The organism is Paenibacillus sp. FSL R7-0345, assembly GCF_038595055.1.
Classification (GTDB): domain Bacteria; phylum Bacillota; class Bacilli; order Paenibacillales; family Paenibacillaceae; genus Paenibacillus_AQ.
Map to the genome: position 1 here is coordinate 780,671 of NZ_CP152002.1, position 14,906 is coordinate 795,576.

At 43.7% G+C, this 14,906-nt stretch carries 9 protein-coding genes and 1 pseudogene; 7 read left to right on the top strand and 3 right to left on the bottom strand.

All coding sequences use genetic code 11. The annotated features are described in order from the left end of the window. The first annotated feature begins 211 nt into the window (after window positions 1-211). The 4 genes and pseudogenes from NST84_RS03315 to NST84_RS03330 all read left to right on the top strand — a co-directional run bounded on the left by NST84_RS03315 (window position 212) and on the right by NST84_RS03330 (window position 9,453). Entirely contained in the window at window positions 212-4,237 is a 4,026-nt protein-coding gene (locus NST84_RS03315) for an S-layer homology domain-containing protein (protein ID WP_342564237.1), read from the top strand. Between the two features lie 405 nt (window positions 4,238-4,642). Then, window positions 4,643-4,729, top strand: a pseudogene (locus tag NST84_RS03320) (alanine acetyltransferase); the annotation flags it as partial. A gap of 17 nt (window positions 4,730-4,746) precedes the next feature. Beyond that, the gene (locus NST84_RS03325) at window positions 4,747-7,599 is read left to right on the top strand and encodes a nuclease-related domain-containing protein (protein ID WP_342564238.1); all 2,853 of its coding nucleotides are present in this window, start codon (window positions 4,747-4,749) and stop codon (window positions 7,597-7,599) included. A 12-nt stretch (window positions 7,600-7,611) separates the two neighbouring features. Next, window positions 7,612-9,453, top strand: a complete 1,842-nt coding sequence (locus NST84_RS03330; protein ID WP_342564239.1) for a hypothetical protein — start codon at window positions 7,612-7,614, stop codon at window positions 9,451-9,453. 111 nt (window positions 9,454-9,564) lie between these two features. Here NST84_RS03330 and NST84_RS03335 read toward each other — a convergent pair whose 3' ends face one another. Further along, a complete protein-coding gene (locus tag NST84_RS03335; protein WP_342564240.1) occupies window positions 9,565-10,101 on the bottom strand; it encodes an NAD(P)H-dependent oxidoreductase in 537 nt (178 codons plus the stop codon). 188 nt (window positions 10,102-10,289) lie between these two features. Here NST84_RS03335 and NST84_RS03340 point away from each other — a divergent pair, with 188 nt between their 5' ends. Both NST84_RS03340 and NST84_RS03345 read left to right on the top strand, forming a co-directional pair. Continuing rightward, on the top strand, window positions 10,290-10,658 hold the full coding sequence (locus tag NST84_RS03340; protein WP_342564241.1) for a helix-turn-helix domain-containing protein: 369 nt from the start codon (window positions 10,290-10,292) through the stop codon (window positions 10,656-10,658). Further along, window positions 10,658-12,001, top strand: a complete 1,344-nt coding sequence (locus NST84_RS03345; RefSeq protein ID WP_342564242.1) for a hypothetical protein — start codon at window positions 10,658-10,660, stop codon at window positions 11,999-12,001. The genes NST84_RS03340 and NST84_RS03345 overlap by 1 nt, the downstream gene beginning before the upstream one ends. A gap of 26 nt (window positions 12,002-12,027) precedes the next feature. Here the strand turns inward: NST84_RS03345 and NST84_RS03350 are convergent, their stop codons facing one another. Then, on the bottom strand, window positions 12,028-12,921 hold the full coding sequence (locus NST84_RS03350) for a LysR family transcriptional regulator (RefSeq protein WP_342564243.1): 894 nt from the start codon (window positions 12,919-12,921) through the stop codon (window positions 12,028-12,030). A gap of 190 nt (window positions 12,922-13,111) precedes the next feature. Here NST84_RS03350 and NST84_RS03355 point away from each other — a divergent pair, with 190 nt between their 5' ends. Then, window positions 13,112-13,678, top strand: coding sequence for a sugar O-acetyltransferase (locus NST84_RS03355; protein WP_342564244.1), 567 nt, complete (start codon window positions 13,112-13,114; stop codon window positions 13,676-13,678). 41 nt (window positions 13,679-13,719) lie between these two features. Here NST84_RS03355 and NST84_RS03360 read toward each other — a convergent pair whose 3' ends face one another. Further along, a complete protein-coding gene (locus tag NST84_RS03360) occupies window positions 13,720-14,697 on the bottom strand; it encodes a phosphotransferase (RefSeq protein WP_342564245.1) in 978 nt (325 codons plus the stop codon). Between the last annotated feature and the right edge of the window lie 209 nt (window positions 14,698-14,906).

The following is a 14,906-nucleotide window of genomic DNA, read 5'->3' on the forward strand; positions in this document are numbered from 1 at the left end:
AATCGAGCCCTTCTGCCCATCTGCTTTTGTGAATGCGTTTTCAAGTTTTGTCTGTCTTATATGTTCAGAGGGGGGGATTATTCGTTAAGTCAGACTTGACGTAGCCAAGGAGTAAATTTTAGCAAATACGAATACCCAAAACAACCTATCAATTGGGGGGACTCTAATACGAGACTTTAGAGGTTTCCTTAAGAAAAGGAGTCAAACAAAGATGAACAGCCGAAAATGTGTAATCCGCATCTCCCGCCTCCTCATCGTCATCATGTTGTTCTCCGTATTCACGTATACTCCCGTCCCGGCTGCTGCAGCCGGAGAAGAAGGGACGGTTGAACTGAATGAACTCATTGCTGAGGCCGAAGCTTTAATAACCGGCAGTCAGGAATTCCCGCTCCAAGTCAGTCAGTCTGTCTATGGAGCCGTCTATGGTTCCGATGTGAACCAGGCTTTTCCTTGGGTGCATGAGAGCGAACTCAAAGCTCTTAATCATGCTCTTGAGCTTGCGCGCAATGCCAATACCCCCACTGACGAGGCTATAGCCATTTTAAAAGAAGCAATCGTGATTTTTAATAAAAATATTAAATCAGACGGTTCCGATCCCTATTTCCGTCTTGATCCGGGTCCCGGTAAAGTTCCTGTAAAAGTCACAGCGCCCACTAATAACTGGACGGCAAGAACGCCGCTGGATAATCGTGTTCCCGCTGACTTTGCCGGTGGCACATTCCAAATGATTCCGTATCCTTTTGCAGATTCCCAAGGCAAGGCTGAAGTTCTCCAGATTAATTACGCCCATAGCGGAAAAAGCACATTCGGCGGTATAAGCATTGAATCCCCGCTGTCCCCGGCTGTAAAAGTAACAGAGGGGTCAACGATTGAATTCGATGTCTATTATCCCAAGAGCGCACAGGGCAAATACATGAGGTGGAGAATCAGAAATGCGAACACGAACCTCGACTCCTACCTCAGAGATTACCAGTATAATAACCTTAATCCCGACTGGGTGGGCAGCTACAACGGTGAATCCTGGTTGAAGGCTCATCACAGCATAAACGCCTCGACAGGCGATTCCTCGAATTTTATCCTTGAGCTCCATGGCGAGAATGCCCGTTCTGCAGAAACCGGTATGCTGCTTGTCTCCAACATCCAGATTACTGCACCTGATCCTAACGGCATTGCGCTTCCTGACGTAGTCAACAAGGAACACCAGAGTGCTGTAGCGCCTCTAAAGAGTGTTTACAATAAGGAGAATGGCCTGTTCATGGTTGGTTCCATCGGAACCGGAGCCGTAACCGGAACCAGAGCCAATCACTATGAGATTTTTGTAGACGGCAATAATTTAAAGGCAGATGGGACACATCCCCGTGGTCCCGAATGGCTGAAAAGTGTTACCGGCGCAGCACTGAACGGTGCAACGACTAGCCCTGGCTTAGCTGAATACAGCTTCCCGACCAGCGCTTATCAGGCGATCAGGGATTCCGGAACTCCCGGACAGTATAAGTCTCACGGCCATGTTCTGGCATGGTACAACCAGGCACCCGGATGGATGACTCAGATTATTCCCGCGAACCTGTCCTCCGGGTACAATGGCTCGGCCGATTTCTACGGGCTTGGCAACGGCGTGACAACTACGGTTAAGGTAGACAAAGAAATGGCAAGAAGAGTGCAGTTTAATCACACCATGTATGTGATGCGGCACTTTCTGACTACAGATACGAAGTACGGTTCAAGCGAAACGCGTGGAGTGATCCCCTTCAATTCATGGGATGTGCTCAACGAAGAGGTTCACGAAAGCCGCCACAGCGAACTCATCCCAGAGGATGCGAACAGCTGGAGAACGAGCCTTAAACACACCAACTGGCTAGCTGCCATGTCGGATGATCAAATTGGCGGCGACATCACCGGGCATTATATTTATCTGCTCTTCAAAAACGCGCATATCGCGGCACCGAACGCCAAGATGGCTGCGGCTTACAAGGCTAATTACGCTAACCTTCCGGAGTACATGAAGCTCGACGGACACGACAAGGACGGCAGCATTGACGCTTATATCGTCGACAATCCTCCAAAGCTGACCTACAATGATTACGGACTTGCAACCCGCAGCAAGGCCAGGACGGTATATAACATGGTTCTCGAATTAAATACCGCATGGCTCTCCGATCCGCTGTATGACGGAAGACCCCTTATCGAAGACATTGGTATCCAGGGACACGATGCGGTTGGCAAAACCCTTGCAAGCGATAACCAATACGCGATGGCTCTGTATGCCTCCCTCGTTGACCGGGGCCTGCTGTCTGGGATTACCTATTCAGAGCTTGATCTTAAGGTTCCGACCGATGCACCCGGAGGCGGCGCGACTGCTCCCGCAGTGCTAAATGTCAGACAGTCGGATGCCCTTGGTTATGAGTACGCGCTGCTCTACAAAACCTTTACCAAGTTCGCCCCGTATATCGATCACATCATCAGCTGGGGCGTGTCCGGTTCAGGATGGCAGGGAAGCTATGTCCTGTTTGACGGTCAGAGCAATGCAAATGCCGGCTACTATGGCGCCATGAATCCGGACAGATTCATACTTGGACATTCGTATCTGGATGGTTACTTTGCAGGCGAATACGAGACCATCCGGAGCAATGCCATTGACCTTGGCGATCTTGGAGTCTATATACCTAATAGTGTAAATGCAGACCTCAGCGCCTTGACACTGAGTGCGGGAACACTCCTGCCGGCTTTTAACGCAGCGGTCACAGCGTACGAGGTTTCCCTGCAGGATGCCAGCAGCATTGCCGTAACAGCATCTGCGGCAGACAGCAGGTCATCCATTAAAGTGAACGGCACTGTTGTTGCCAGCGGGACAGCTTCCGGAGCCATAACGCTAACACCTGGTACAAGAGCGGATATTAAGATAGAGGTAACGGCTGCAAACGGTACGGTAAAGACGTACACCATAAAAGTCACAAACGGTAGAACAGAGGCAACGCCTACACCGGGCTCCGGGACACCTTCTGCAACGCCAACACCGGCAACGCCTGCACCAGCAACGCCTGAACCCGCAGCTCCTGCACCTGTAGCATCTGCAACTCCTACACCTGCAGCACCGGTTGTTCAGGATCAAATAGTAACCATGCAGACGACCGTGAAGGATGGAACTGCATTTGTTAAGGCGCTGGAACTGGAAAAGGCAAAGGAGTTTATGGAGAAGAATGTTACCCTGGATATACCTGTGGCCCAAGGAGTGAATGCCTACTCGGTAGGCTTGCCGGCTGAAGCGCTGACAAGCGGAACAAAGGATGACAAACTCACAATTTCGACTGAATTTGGTCTGGTAGTAATCTCCGGTAACATGTTGGCAGGCACAGCTGAAAGCAGCGGCAAGGAAGTAGCGCTGGAGCTTGGAAAAGGCGACAAGGCCAAGCTTCCGGCGGATGTAAAGGCGGCTCTAAGCGATAAGCCGATTATACAGCTTAGTCTTAAGGTGGACGGAAAAGAAACGGTCTGGAGCAATCCGGATGCGCCCGTAACCGTATCCGTTCCTTACAAGCCGTCTGCAGATGAATTGAAGAATCCCGAAGGAATTACTGTCTGGTACATTGACGGAAACGGAGAAGTTAGCTCAGTACCGAGCGGACGCTATGCGCCGAAAACCGGTCTGGTAACCTTCACAACCACTCATTTCAGCAGCTACGCAGTAGCTTACGTATACAAAACGTTTACTGATCTCGGAACGGCAGGATGGGCCAAGAACGCAATTGAAGTACTTGCGTCAAAGGATATTCTCAAGACAGAGGGTCATGTATTTAATCCGTCAGCCGATATCACAAGAGCGGATTTCCTGTACTCCCTTGTCAGAACACTTGGCTTGACTGCAAAAGTAAACGGGAATTTCAGCGATGTACAGGAAAACAACTATTACTATAATGAAATTGCAATTGCCAAAGCTCTTGGTATTACAAATGGCATAGATAACGTCAGATTCGGCAGCACCCATAGGATCACAAGACAGGACATGATGGTGTTGACCGAAAGAGCTTTGAAGCTCGTGAAGAAGCTGAATAATCAGGGTGAGGCTGCGGATCTGGACAGATTCTCTGACAAGTCTGAAGTTGCTTCCTATGCGGTGAACAGCGTAGCTGCGATGATTAAGGAAGGGTTGATTGAAGGCAGCGGCAACAAAGTCAATCCTGCTGGAAACACAACCAGAGCAGAAGCTGCGGTGTTCCTTTACAGACTGTATAATAAGTAAAAATATCGCATAATCAGGGGTGTCCCTTAAGTCATGATAATGACAGTGGGACACCCCTTTTTATGCTGGCTAAACGGCAGCCTGCGCATTAATTGTCTTCCGCATCGTGTATTACCCGGGGAACACAGCTTTCTTAAAGCAAATGTCCGCCAGACACTTCAATGTCCTGGGCTGTAACCCAGCCGAAATCATCGGACAATAAGCTCACAATGACCTTCGACATATCTTCGGGTTGCCCGATTGTGCCAAACGCAGATTGCTCAGCCAGCGGCTTAATGTTTATCGAATACTCGCACAATAGGAATGGCACTCTAGACCAGAGGCTATGTGATTCATTGCGGGAGCGCTAATGCTCCCGCTTTTTTTCGATGTAATACAGGAAAAAGCAATTTCTCATTACCTTTCAGCAATATGCAGGCAGAAGTGATACCTTTAAATAAGACTTCAAAGAAGGTATTGTTAAAGAATGGATTCATCAAGGAAGGAACATTATAGGGAGGCAGAATGATATGTTAGAGGTTCGCAAGGGCAAATCCTCAAAATCGTACGAAAACGAATTTTTCAGAAAAATATCGGTTGAATTATCTAAAGTGTTTGAGCAAAGGCATTGGGACGGTATTTTACTTGGGATGCCAGAGTGTATTGTGCGAGAAGATTTGCAAATAGACTGCTTGTTGGTTACTGAAAACCAAATTATTATTATTGATTTTAAAGATTATAGCGGAACACTAGAGCTTCCATCTGAGGAAAACTTCAGATTTGGTAGATGGACGTTAAATGGTGGTGTAACTGTTAAAGGAGGCAGCTCTCCGAATCCATTTAGTCAACTTGGCAAGCAACGGATGAAGCTGATTGATGAACTTAAATTTCGATTATACGATTTTGAACGTAAGTCTATATCAACTGTAGTTTGCTTTCAGGATAAGGTAGAAGTGGTTGGTAGGATTCCAAGACAGTTCCAAATTAGTTTTTCGATTGTTGATTCAAACCATTATCTCAACAAAATTGTCGACATAATTGATGTGCTGGTTGATGAGAATATAAATTATTTGTCGGAAAAGGGAAGACAAACGTTTACAGAGACTTTATTTGCTGCGGATGAATACCACTCAGATATTCATTTCGAATCGGAGTTACAAGAATTTCCTGTTGAAGAACGAACTAAAAATGGAAGTTATCTACAGCGAATTCGGGAATTTTTAATATCTGACAGCAAAGTTATGACCCTAACAGGTAATACGAGATGTGGTAAGACTGCACTCATTCCAGATATTCGAGAAATAGCCTTTGATTTAGGTTTTAATGATGCTCCAGTATTTGCTTACTCTAATCGGTTGAGAAGGAAGATGCTGAGAAACAATCCTGAACTAGAGGAAGTGGATTCACTATTTAATTCTGTATATGATTTCAAGCGTGAAACAATCGATGAATTTTACAAAAAGAATATTCCTTTAAAGGGACATGATGAAATCCATGGTCAAAATAAGGCCTTGTACATTATCGATGATAGTCAACTGATTACGAATTCGAGTTTTGATTCAGACGTGCTACAATTCGGTTCCGGGTATTTGTTAGATGATGTGTTAAGTTATCTTGATTTCGAGTCTAATCCCGAGCGAAAGGTTATTTTCATTGGAGACAGAAATAAGCTGAGTTACGGGTCGAACACTGAAAATGCAGTTAATCCAGAATACTTGGGAGCGCTTCTTGCTAGTCGGAATATTTCTTCAGAGATAGGGAATATCGAGTTGCCAGATCATGAAGGGAGCTCTGAAATCATTAAAGTATGCAATAAGATTTCAAAGAATATACGGGCTGACCGATACAATGAGCTATTTATGTATTCAAGCGAAGAGATTACCGTTTGTGAGAAGAAAGACCAAACAGAGGTGTTGAAGGAAGCCTATTTAAGTCCAAATAGCAGTAAGATTCTGGTTTTTTCCAATGAGCAAGCAAATAAAGTGAATACTTGGATAAAAAAGCATCTTATTAAAAATGGTCGAGAAATAGCAGCAAAGGATTATGTGGTCTTTAACACAACCATTCACGCTTATCGGCCGGCTTTGGTGGAAAACGATATCTCGCCATTTGATAGTATGGAACAACCTTTTTCTTTTGTGGAGCCTAGAAGGGTGGACAATGGTTATTTTGGCGAAGTGATCACTGTTGATCAGGATCGTATAATCGAAAAAGCTATGGTCATTAAAGGCGAAAAAGTAATACTGCGATTTATTCCTTGCCAAATCAAGCTTCAAGACGGATGTATCATTGAAACGCTTGTATTTGACAATTACTTGAAAGCTAATAAGAATGAGCTGGAAAAAAACGAGATGATTGCGTATCAAATGGTTTTATCTAGCTATGAAGAGGCTGCTTTTAAGAACGAACCATATGAAGGTAGCACCGAATATCAAGAAATGTTACAACATCCTGACCAATATACGATAATTGAAAAAGATGGGAAAGCACTTTATCGGGATTCCAAAGACAAACGGAAGTTGACTTGTTTTGAGAAAACATACAGAGATCGAGTGCTGGAACAATTAAAAGTACCAACAAGCGAATATTTTAAGCTTTTAAATGTTGCGAAAGTAAAGTTTGGTTGGGCGATGACAGTGAATAAGGCAATGGCTTATTCGTTTGAAACGGTGTTCTTTAATACCAACCAGGAAGAAAATCGAGGTAGAACGAATAAGGAATATTTCAAATGGATTTATACAGGGATATCGAGCGGATTAAATAATGTTCGTCTAATTAATTGGAAACCCATCTCTCCTTTTTTGAAAACGGAATTTTGTGAGTCATCATCTGTAAGTACTCCAAATAAAAAGAACTACATTTTGTCACTCACCAAGGGGGAACAGACTTCTACCGAACAGCTTCAAAACTATTTGGAAACTAAGCTGTCAGGTGTGGCAACTATCTTAAATATAGCCCCAAAAAATTATTTGGAAATTGTCACTCTGGAGATGAATAACCGAAAAGTTGAATTGTTCTTCGACTATAATGGGAAAGGTGAAATGAAGATTCCCAGATTGAAGTCTGGCGAAGAAGAGGATTTTGGAATGATTTTGCCATTATTGGAACCAGCTCGAAAGGATGTCTCTAGTGAAATTGGTGTGATGAAACCGTATATGCAAGAGCTTGCTGCTATTTTAGAAAAAGATGAAATTCAAATGAAGGTTTCGGGTCATCATGAATGGAATTTGTTATTACATTTAGTGAGTCGAAATAATAATGTCGATGTCCAACTTTGGTATAACGGTGATGGAATGATTTCTAAATTCATTTACATTGAGGGAAGTAAGGAACTTTTCTCAAAAATCGTTGAGTTGATAAAGGAAGTTTATAGTCTAGACTAATGGAGGTGCAAAATGTACACAACAAAAAACCATAACGATGACTTGTATCATATTTGCACCAAGTACTTTGTAAAATTCAAATTGTTGCAAGACTTCGCAAACCAGCGGATCGATGAAAGTCTTTTTGTGCAGCAATTAAAACTAAATAAAGAAGATAGTGAAGAAATAACTGAAATACTAACTGAGTTAAGAAAAATAACTGAGAAGGTCCAGCGCAACGGCGGGAAACTGGATCAAGACCCCATTGATGAAGCAAAGAAGCTGAGGAAAATGGAGAAGCTGCAAGAGGCATTCCAAGTAATCCTTCCGTATCTTAAAGCCAATCAAGACAATGAAGATGCAGTAATCACTTTTGGCTGGATTATGTATGATTATTTGAAAATTTCTGAAGGGAATATGGACCGGTACAGCAACAATTTAAGAATTTTGAATGATCATGCAGCGATATCTTTTGAAAGCTGTTTTTTCAATGAGTCTACAACTGACGATTCAAAGAAAATGTTAGTCAATTCAATCTTATGGTCCATTCGAAGGGTAATAATGAAAGGAGAACTGTTTGCTAATAAAGTTTTTCCAGAGTTGTTGAGGTTTTGCGGCCATGAAGCGAAGTTTATTGAGAACAGAGGGCTGTATGTGAATAGTAAATCTTCCGCATCGCGTTTCCTAATTAAGGAAATGATCGGGAGATTAAATGATTCTAATTACCTCCTGTTTATGGATGTCATTGGATTCGATTGGTTTGACCGGGGAGATCTTCAGAAGACTAACTTTACTAATAATAATGGCGAGAGTGTAGAAGTTAGGCCATTGGCAGAATTTGTTCTGAATTTTCATGCAAAGAAGCTGTTATCATTGGATCTTTATATGGTAACGGAACAAAGGCTGCATTCCATGATCGATATCCTGAATATACATATACGAAAAAATCCTTCGTTTGAATGGCTCCCGTATTATAAAGCGAAATTATTGATAAAAGTGAACCGAAAAGATGAAGCCCTTGAAACTGTTACTTCATTTGCAAGAACGAAAAGCAAGGACTTTTGGGTTTGGGATTTAATTAGTGAACTTGGAAATGATGATGAAAAATTCAATTGCTTATGTGCAGGATTACTATGTAAGTCTAAACCGGAAATGATAGTTGGCTTACAAGAAAAAATCATCCCGATTCTTGTGGAGAAAAAGATGTCTTCACATGCAAAATTTGAATTGGATGAATTGATCTCAACTCGAATGAAGAAATGGGGAAAAATATCTCAGCAGCTTGAAAAATGGAAAAGTGAAAGCTGGTATCTTGAAGCGAAGCCGGCTAAAAGTAGAGATGACCTGAAAGAATTCGCTGACCAAGCTGAAGAAATCCTATATCGAACGCTTCCTTTTACCAATATTTTTGTTACCTATATCAATAAAGATAAAGGTGTAGTCAATTTTGCATACCTGGGAAATAGCAGCCTTTCAATGATAAAAGATGGATATTTCTACATGGATTCCATTAAAGAAACGCATCATTGGATAACCGATGAAGCTCTAAAAGTAAGAATGGTTGAAGATAAAAAGCGACCGAATTTATTTAAGCTTTATAAGCTTGCACCGGGGGATGAAACATTTCTATCTAATTTTGTTCAAACCGGGAGCGGTTATGTTGACAAGGAATACACGAAGCCATTTGCATTTGTAAATGATGCATTTATCTCTCCTAAATTGGTAGAGGAACACAACATTCAAACTAATGACAAGGTCGATTATATCCAAAAGAGAAGGTTCAACAAGAAGAAAAACGCATGGGGATGGACAGTGGAAAAAATAACGTCTGTGGAGAAGAGTGAACAAACGGAATATGAGGATGAAGAGTATTAGATTTGTTCCCGCATACAAAGGCAGGATCTAAACCCAACCCTGTTCAATATAATACGCACATGCAGATACGGGAGATTATATAGGCTTGAGCTTGTATAATCTCCCGCTTAGTCACTGCCTGCTATACCTATTAATATAGCTGATATAATCCCTTGCACTTTGATCGATTTCCTCATCGCTGGCCTGAAAGGAAGCTCCGTAGACAGCGAAATAGGGTAATGCAACTGCGCCTACATGTTTTACACTGGCTTTGAAAGGCGTTGTCACCTGATCTACGGTAAAAGAAACGGAGCCCTCAGGCAGATAATTTTCCTGCTTATCCCCGATGGACATGGCGAGTCCCAGCTTTTTTCCTATTAAGCGGTCTCCCTTTGATCCGTATGCCCATCCGTGAGTGAAGACATCATCAAACCATTTCTTCAATAAAGGCGGATAGCTATACCAATATAACGGGAATTGAAAGACAATATGGTCATATGCCTCTAATCGTTGTTGCTCGGCTGGAACATCAATGCTCCAGTCAGGATACTCTTTGTAAAGCTCATGAAGGGTAACATCGTTCGGATATTGCAGCAGCTCTTCTTTCCATCGTAAGTTTACTCTTGAACGCTCCAGATCGGGATGTGCCAGAATCACCAGTGTCTTCATTATGAAATCTCCTTTAAACCCGTAGGGTTGTTGATACCATTATTATGTTGCAGGCCTTGGCAAATGAAAATACACACAATAAAGTAAGATGGTTACCTCAAAGTGTGTACTGGACTCGACCAGACACGGAATGCGATAATAAATCTTTTAACTGGCTTGATAGATCAGCATGGACGGGGTGTTATTATATGAAGCAATATCATCTGGGCATAGAGGCGACTCTGGAAATTATCGGCGGCAAATGGAAAGCGTTAATCATATGCTTACTGATGTCCGGCACTAAGAGAACCAGCGAGCTACAGCACAGTATTTCCGGTATTTCGCAAAAGGTACTGATCCAGCAGCTTCGTGAGCTTGAAAGGGACGGGCTGGTTAAACGGCTTGTCTATCAGCAGATGCCGCCAAAAGTCGAATATAGCCTGACGGAATATGGAGTTACAGCCAATAGAATCATTGACGTGATGTGCTCCTGGGGCAGAGAGAATATTCAGATTAGACAGGAACGGGGAGAAGCTATTATTTTGCTCGAGGAGCAGCCGCCGGAGGTTAGCAATTGATGGGGAGAAAATGGACTAAAGCTCAATTTAAAGAGGCCTTTAAACGGGGACTGGGCAGTTCATATCTCATGTTAAAAGAGAGTAATAACCGTGAAAAGTACATGGATATTGTTCTTTGGTGCTGTCTTCGGAATACCCGCTATGATATGCAATGTGAAGGCGGGCGTGGAAGCTTTTTATATAAGGCTATTTGTCTTTACGAGGATAAGAGCTGCTTTGAAGAGGCAATCATCCGGAAATTCATGCAAAAGAATCTGGATACAGGGCTATTCAGTCAGTTGTGCGAGCTTCTATATCTGTTTGCGGCAGAGGGCAGCACTAAACCCAGAGAAACGTTATATGAAAAATATAATGCACTGCTCGGATTACTCTCCCGCCGTAACAATCCTGCTGTAAAGGAGAGCCTGGAATGGCTGTGCGTATGGCTAACCTCTCTGGATGGATTTTCTGCGTTTAAGAGCATTGTTATGCACTTAGGGGAGTATGCGTTCAATAATGGTGAAGCTACAGATACGGATTGGTTCTATTCAAACGCGAAAAACAAGTTCGGGGTTAAACGTGTTGATACTTTTTTGCAGAGTAATGCGGCTAAATCTGATTATGTAAAAGCTTTTCTAAACTCCGCATCACAAACTACGAATCATGATAGACGTGCTTTTGAACCACCGGCATTAGAAGAACTGATAGAAGCAGCAAAAGAAAAGCAGGGCGGGTTCCGCAGCCGGGGGCTGGCACTCCGTTTTTCAAGAACCGCTACAGAAGATGAACTGCTTAGATTAGCGGAATACGCTGTTCAGGAAACCGATCTGGAAATAAAGCTGGAACTGCTGTGGTCGTTTAAAAAGGTTCGTTTTCCGCTGGGTGAGCAGTTTATTTTCGAACTGGCCGAATGTGATAATGAAGCGATACGCGCCGTCGCCTTTGAGATGCTGCAGCATTTACCGTCAGACCGGATTCACGGCTATGCGATAAATCTTATTAAGCAGAAGAAAGAACTTGCTAGTGCGCTAAGCCTTCTATGTTATTGCTATGAGTCAGATGATGAAGCCATCCTGCTGGAAGGTATTCAAAGCCTGCCAGTATCCTATGAGGATGGCGGATGGCATGGTGTCTTTAAGGACGTTGAGAATTTATTAGATAACCGGTTGGTTAGAATGGATTCAGCCGTATTTACCTACATCTATAGACAAACGCTGTGTTCCTATTGCCGTCATAAACTCATTAAAGGTATGTCTAAAAGGAAAATGCTTTCTAAAGAGATGTTGGAAGAATGTGTGCATGACAGCTACAAGGATACAAGGGATTTTGCGATACGCAGACTAGGGAAGGGCCCGGTAAAATAAACAATTGCGGCCCTGTCAATATGCTTCTAGATATCAGATGGGGTGTTGATAGCTTCCTGCAGCTCCATAAGAAACTTTTCTGCCGCTTTCGAAAACACCTGATACTTCTTCCAGACAATATATAAAGGCGCCTCTAACCGCGGCTCCAGAGGCTTGAAGCAAAGACCGGAAACGTTACTGGTATTCACCAGTTTATCTAAACATAGCGCGTACCCGATCCCTTCCTCCACCATGAGAGCGGCGTTATAAATCAGATTATAGGTGGCAACGATGTTCTGATGCTCAGAACCCTCCCGGAGCCATCCGGATAACTCGTTTCCGGCAAGAGCCTGTCTGGAGCAGAGCAGGGGGAGGCCGAGTAAATGCTCTGGCCGAATACAGTCTAGAGATGCTAACGGACTGTCCTTTTTCATAAGTAAGCCCCAAGTATCTGTTGCCGGCAGGCGTAAATAGTCATAATTCTGGATTTGGGCTGCCCCGATAATCACTCCAAAGTCCAGCAGCCCCTTATCCAAACGCTCCATTACATCCTCGGCGTTACCGCTATAAAGGTGGTATTGGATATGCGGGTGCTCCTGCTGCAGCTTCCTTACCGACCTGGCTATATAGCGCATAGCAGCTGTTTCACCGCCCCCGATATAAAGTTCCCCGCTGATTACCTCATCCGCGCCGCCGATTTCTGCTTCCGTTTTATCCACCAGCTCCATAATTTCCTGCGCCCGTTTACGAAGCAGCATTCCTTCTTCTGTGAGTGCAATTCTCCGGTTTCCCCGGATAAACAGCTGTTTACCCAGTGTTTCCTCTAATTCCATCAGCTGCTTTGAAAGAGTGGGCTGTGAGACATTGAGCGCTTTTGCTGCTCCTGTAATGCTTTCTTCTCTTACTACTGCCAAAAAATAACGCAGAACCCGAAATTCCATCATGCATGCTCCTGTTCTGTAATCTTCTTGATTCTATTATAACTATTAGGTATTCCTTTTAACTATGGGAGGGCATACTTAATAAGTATTACTTATTGGATGGACATTCCGAATATAATCAGGATGTGACGGTGCACCCGTTACAGCAAAACTAATCGCTAACCATCAGCGGGAAAAGAGGATAAAACCTATGAACTTAAACGAACTGTTAGATCATCTGAATCAGGGACGGACAATCACCGGAGGCTCGGAAGCGCACCTTTTTATGGTTCAGATAAGTAATGAGGCCATGCGCCTTACTATGGAACTGAACAACGCTTATCATACACCAGAGCAAGTCCGTGCTGTGATGGAACAGATTACCGGCAAGACAATAGATGAATCCTTCTCTATGTTTCCGCCTTTTAACACGGATTTTGGGAAAAACATTACTATAGGCAAAAATGTATTCATCAACTCAGGCTGCAAGTTTCAGGATCAGGGAGGAATAACGATCGGGGACGGTGCGTTAATTGGTCATAATACAGTGCTTGCTACCCTCAATCACGCCATGGCACCAGAGCAGCGCAGTGATCTTCACCCGGCCCCCATCTCAATAGGGAACAATGTATGGATAGGCTCGGGTGCAACGGTTCTGCCCGGTGTAACCATTGGGGATGGTGCCATTATTGCCGCTGGTGCAGTAGTGAATAAGGATGTCGAGGCGAATACTATTGTGGGCGGCGTTCCTGCTAAATTTATTAAAAAGGTTGGATGAAAAAAAGACGACAGCAACTTTTGGCTGCCTAAAGTGTCCGCCTATTCCCAGTAAGGTTTCCCGCTAAAGAGGAACGATTGACCGTTCATATACGCACTAACCTCCCTGCCCGCTAATTTACCAATATGATCAGGCAGCCATTCCTGCCAGTCAGGCAGACCCAGCCAGAAATTCATCGTTTCAAGCTGCGCTGCAATAAAAAAGTCCTCCAACAACTCAACATAGTTATCCGGTAACGGATAATACTCCGCATACGATTGAAGCAGCTGTTCTCTAAATGCAGGATGGATGTAGGAAAACGTCCAGCCAAGATCAACTAAATAGTAGCCAAACCCGCAAGCGCCAAAATCGATCGGCCGTACTTCTTTTCCGAGAAAGACTAGATTATTCGGAATTAAATCCGCATGAATCATTCCCCAATTACCGGGAGTTCTTTCCATAGCGTTCATCATTGTGATGACTCGCTGACCGGCTTGCTGAAGTAGCGCTGTATCATCTGCGTTAAGCATGCCTGCATCAGATCGCTCTCCAAGCTTGTCCAGGGATTGCAGGATCCGGGAGCTGTCAAAGGAAGGGCGTTCAAATACACCTGGGATGCTCCAATTCGAGGCTTGCCGATGTAGTTTGCCGGTCATTTCTCCTATAGCCGCCGCGTCCTCTACTGTAGGAATAAAAGGCTTCTGCTCACCTTCCACCCATCTTAGTAAAGTACAATTAATATCATCTACGTTCGTGATGAATTCCCCGCGGATATTCTTAAAAGGTGCCGGCACAGTTACATCTGTTTCCAAGGCCAAGGCTTGAAGCCAGACCATTTCAGAACGGATCACTTCCGGCTTACTCCAAAAGCTTTCAAGAGTATCACCTTTGGATAAGTGCAGGCGGAGGCTATAGCTGTTGTTGTCCTGGTCAGTGACCTTATAGATCGTATTTCCGCTTTGTGCGATAAAATCAACCGACTTGCAAGTTATTGCGTAGTTACTTAAAGCTTCCTGTGCAATACTCAAATGATTAAACAAATATACATCGCTCCTTGGTGTGATGGTATAAAATTACAATAACACAACGGATTAATGAGAGCGTGTAATGGTTGGTTATAGTTGTTTTTGACCGATTGGTTCTTAGAAGTACGTAGATTGAAATTTCCCCTTGCCATGTTATAATAAGGGCAGAAATAGCGTAAAATGCAAAGAGAGCCGTGCTCGAACACGACTCCCCGTTTGCAATA

Coding starts and splice junctions, on each gene's coding strand:
- NST84_RS03315 (WP_342564237.1), top strand. CDS start 212: ATGAACAGCCGAAAATGTGTAATCCGCATCTCCCGCCTCCTCATCGTC.
- NST84_RS03325 (WP_342564238.1), top strand. CDS start 4,747: ATGTTAGAGGTTCGCAAGGGCAAATCCTCAAAATCGTACGAAAACGAA.
- NST84_RS03330 (WP_342564239.1), top strand. CDS start 7,612: ATGTACACAACAAAAAACCATAACGATGACTTGTATCATATTTGCACC.
- NST84_RS03335 (WP_342564240.1), bottom strand. CDS start 10,101: ATGAAGACACTGGTGATTCTGGCACATCCCGATCTGGAGCGTTCAAGA.
- NST84_RS03340 (WP_342564241.1), top strand. CDS start 10,290: ATGAAGCAATATCATCTGGGCATAGAGGCGACTCTGGAAATTATCGGC.
- NST84_RS03345 (WP_342564242.1), top strand. CDS start 10,658: ATGGGGAGAAAATGGACTAAAGCTCAATTTAAAGAGGCCTTTAAACGG.
- NST84_RS03350 (WP_342564243.1), bottom strand. CDS start 12,921: ATGGAATTTCGGGTTCTGCGTTATTTTTTGGCAGTAGTAAGAGAAGAA.
- NST84_RS03355 (WP_342564244.1), top strand. CDS start 13,112: ATGAACTTAAACGAACTGTTAGATCATCTGAATCAGGGACGGACAATC.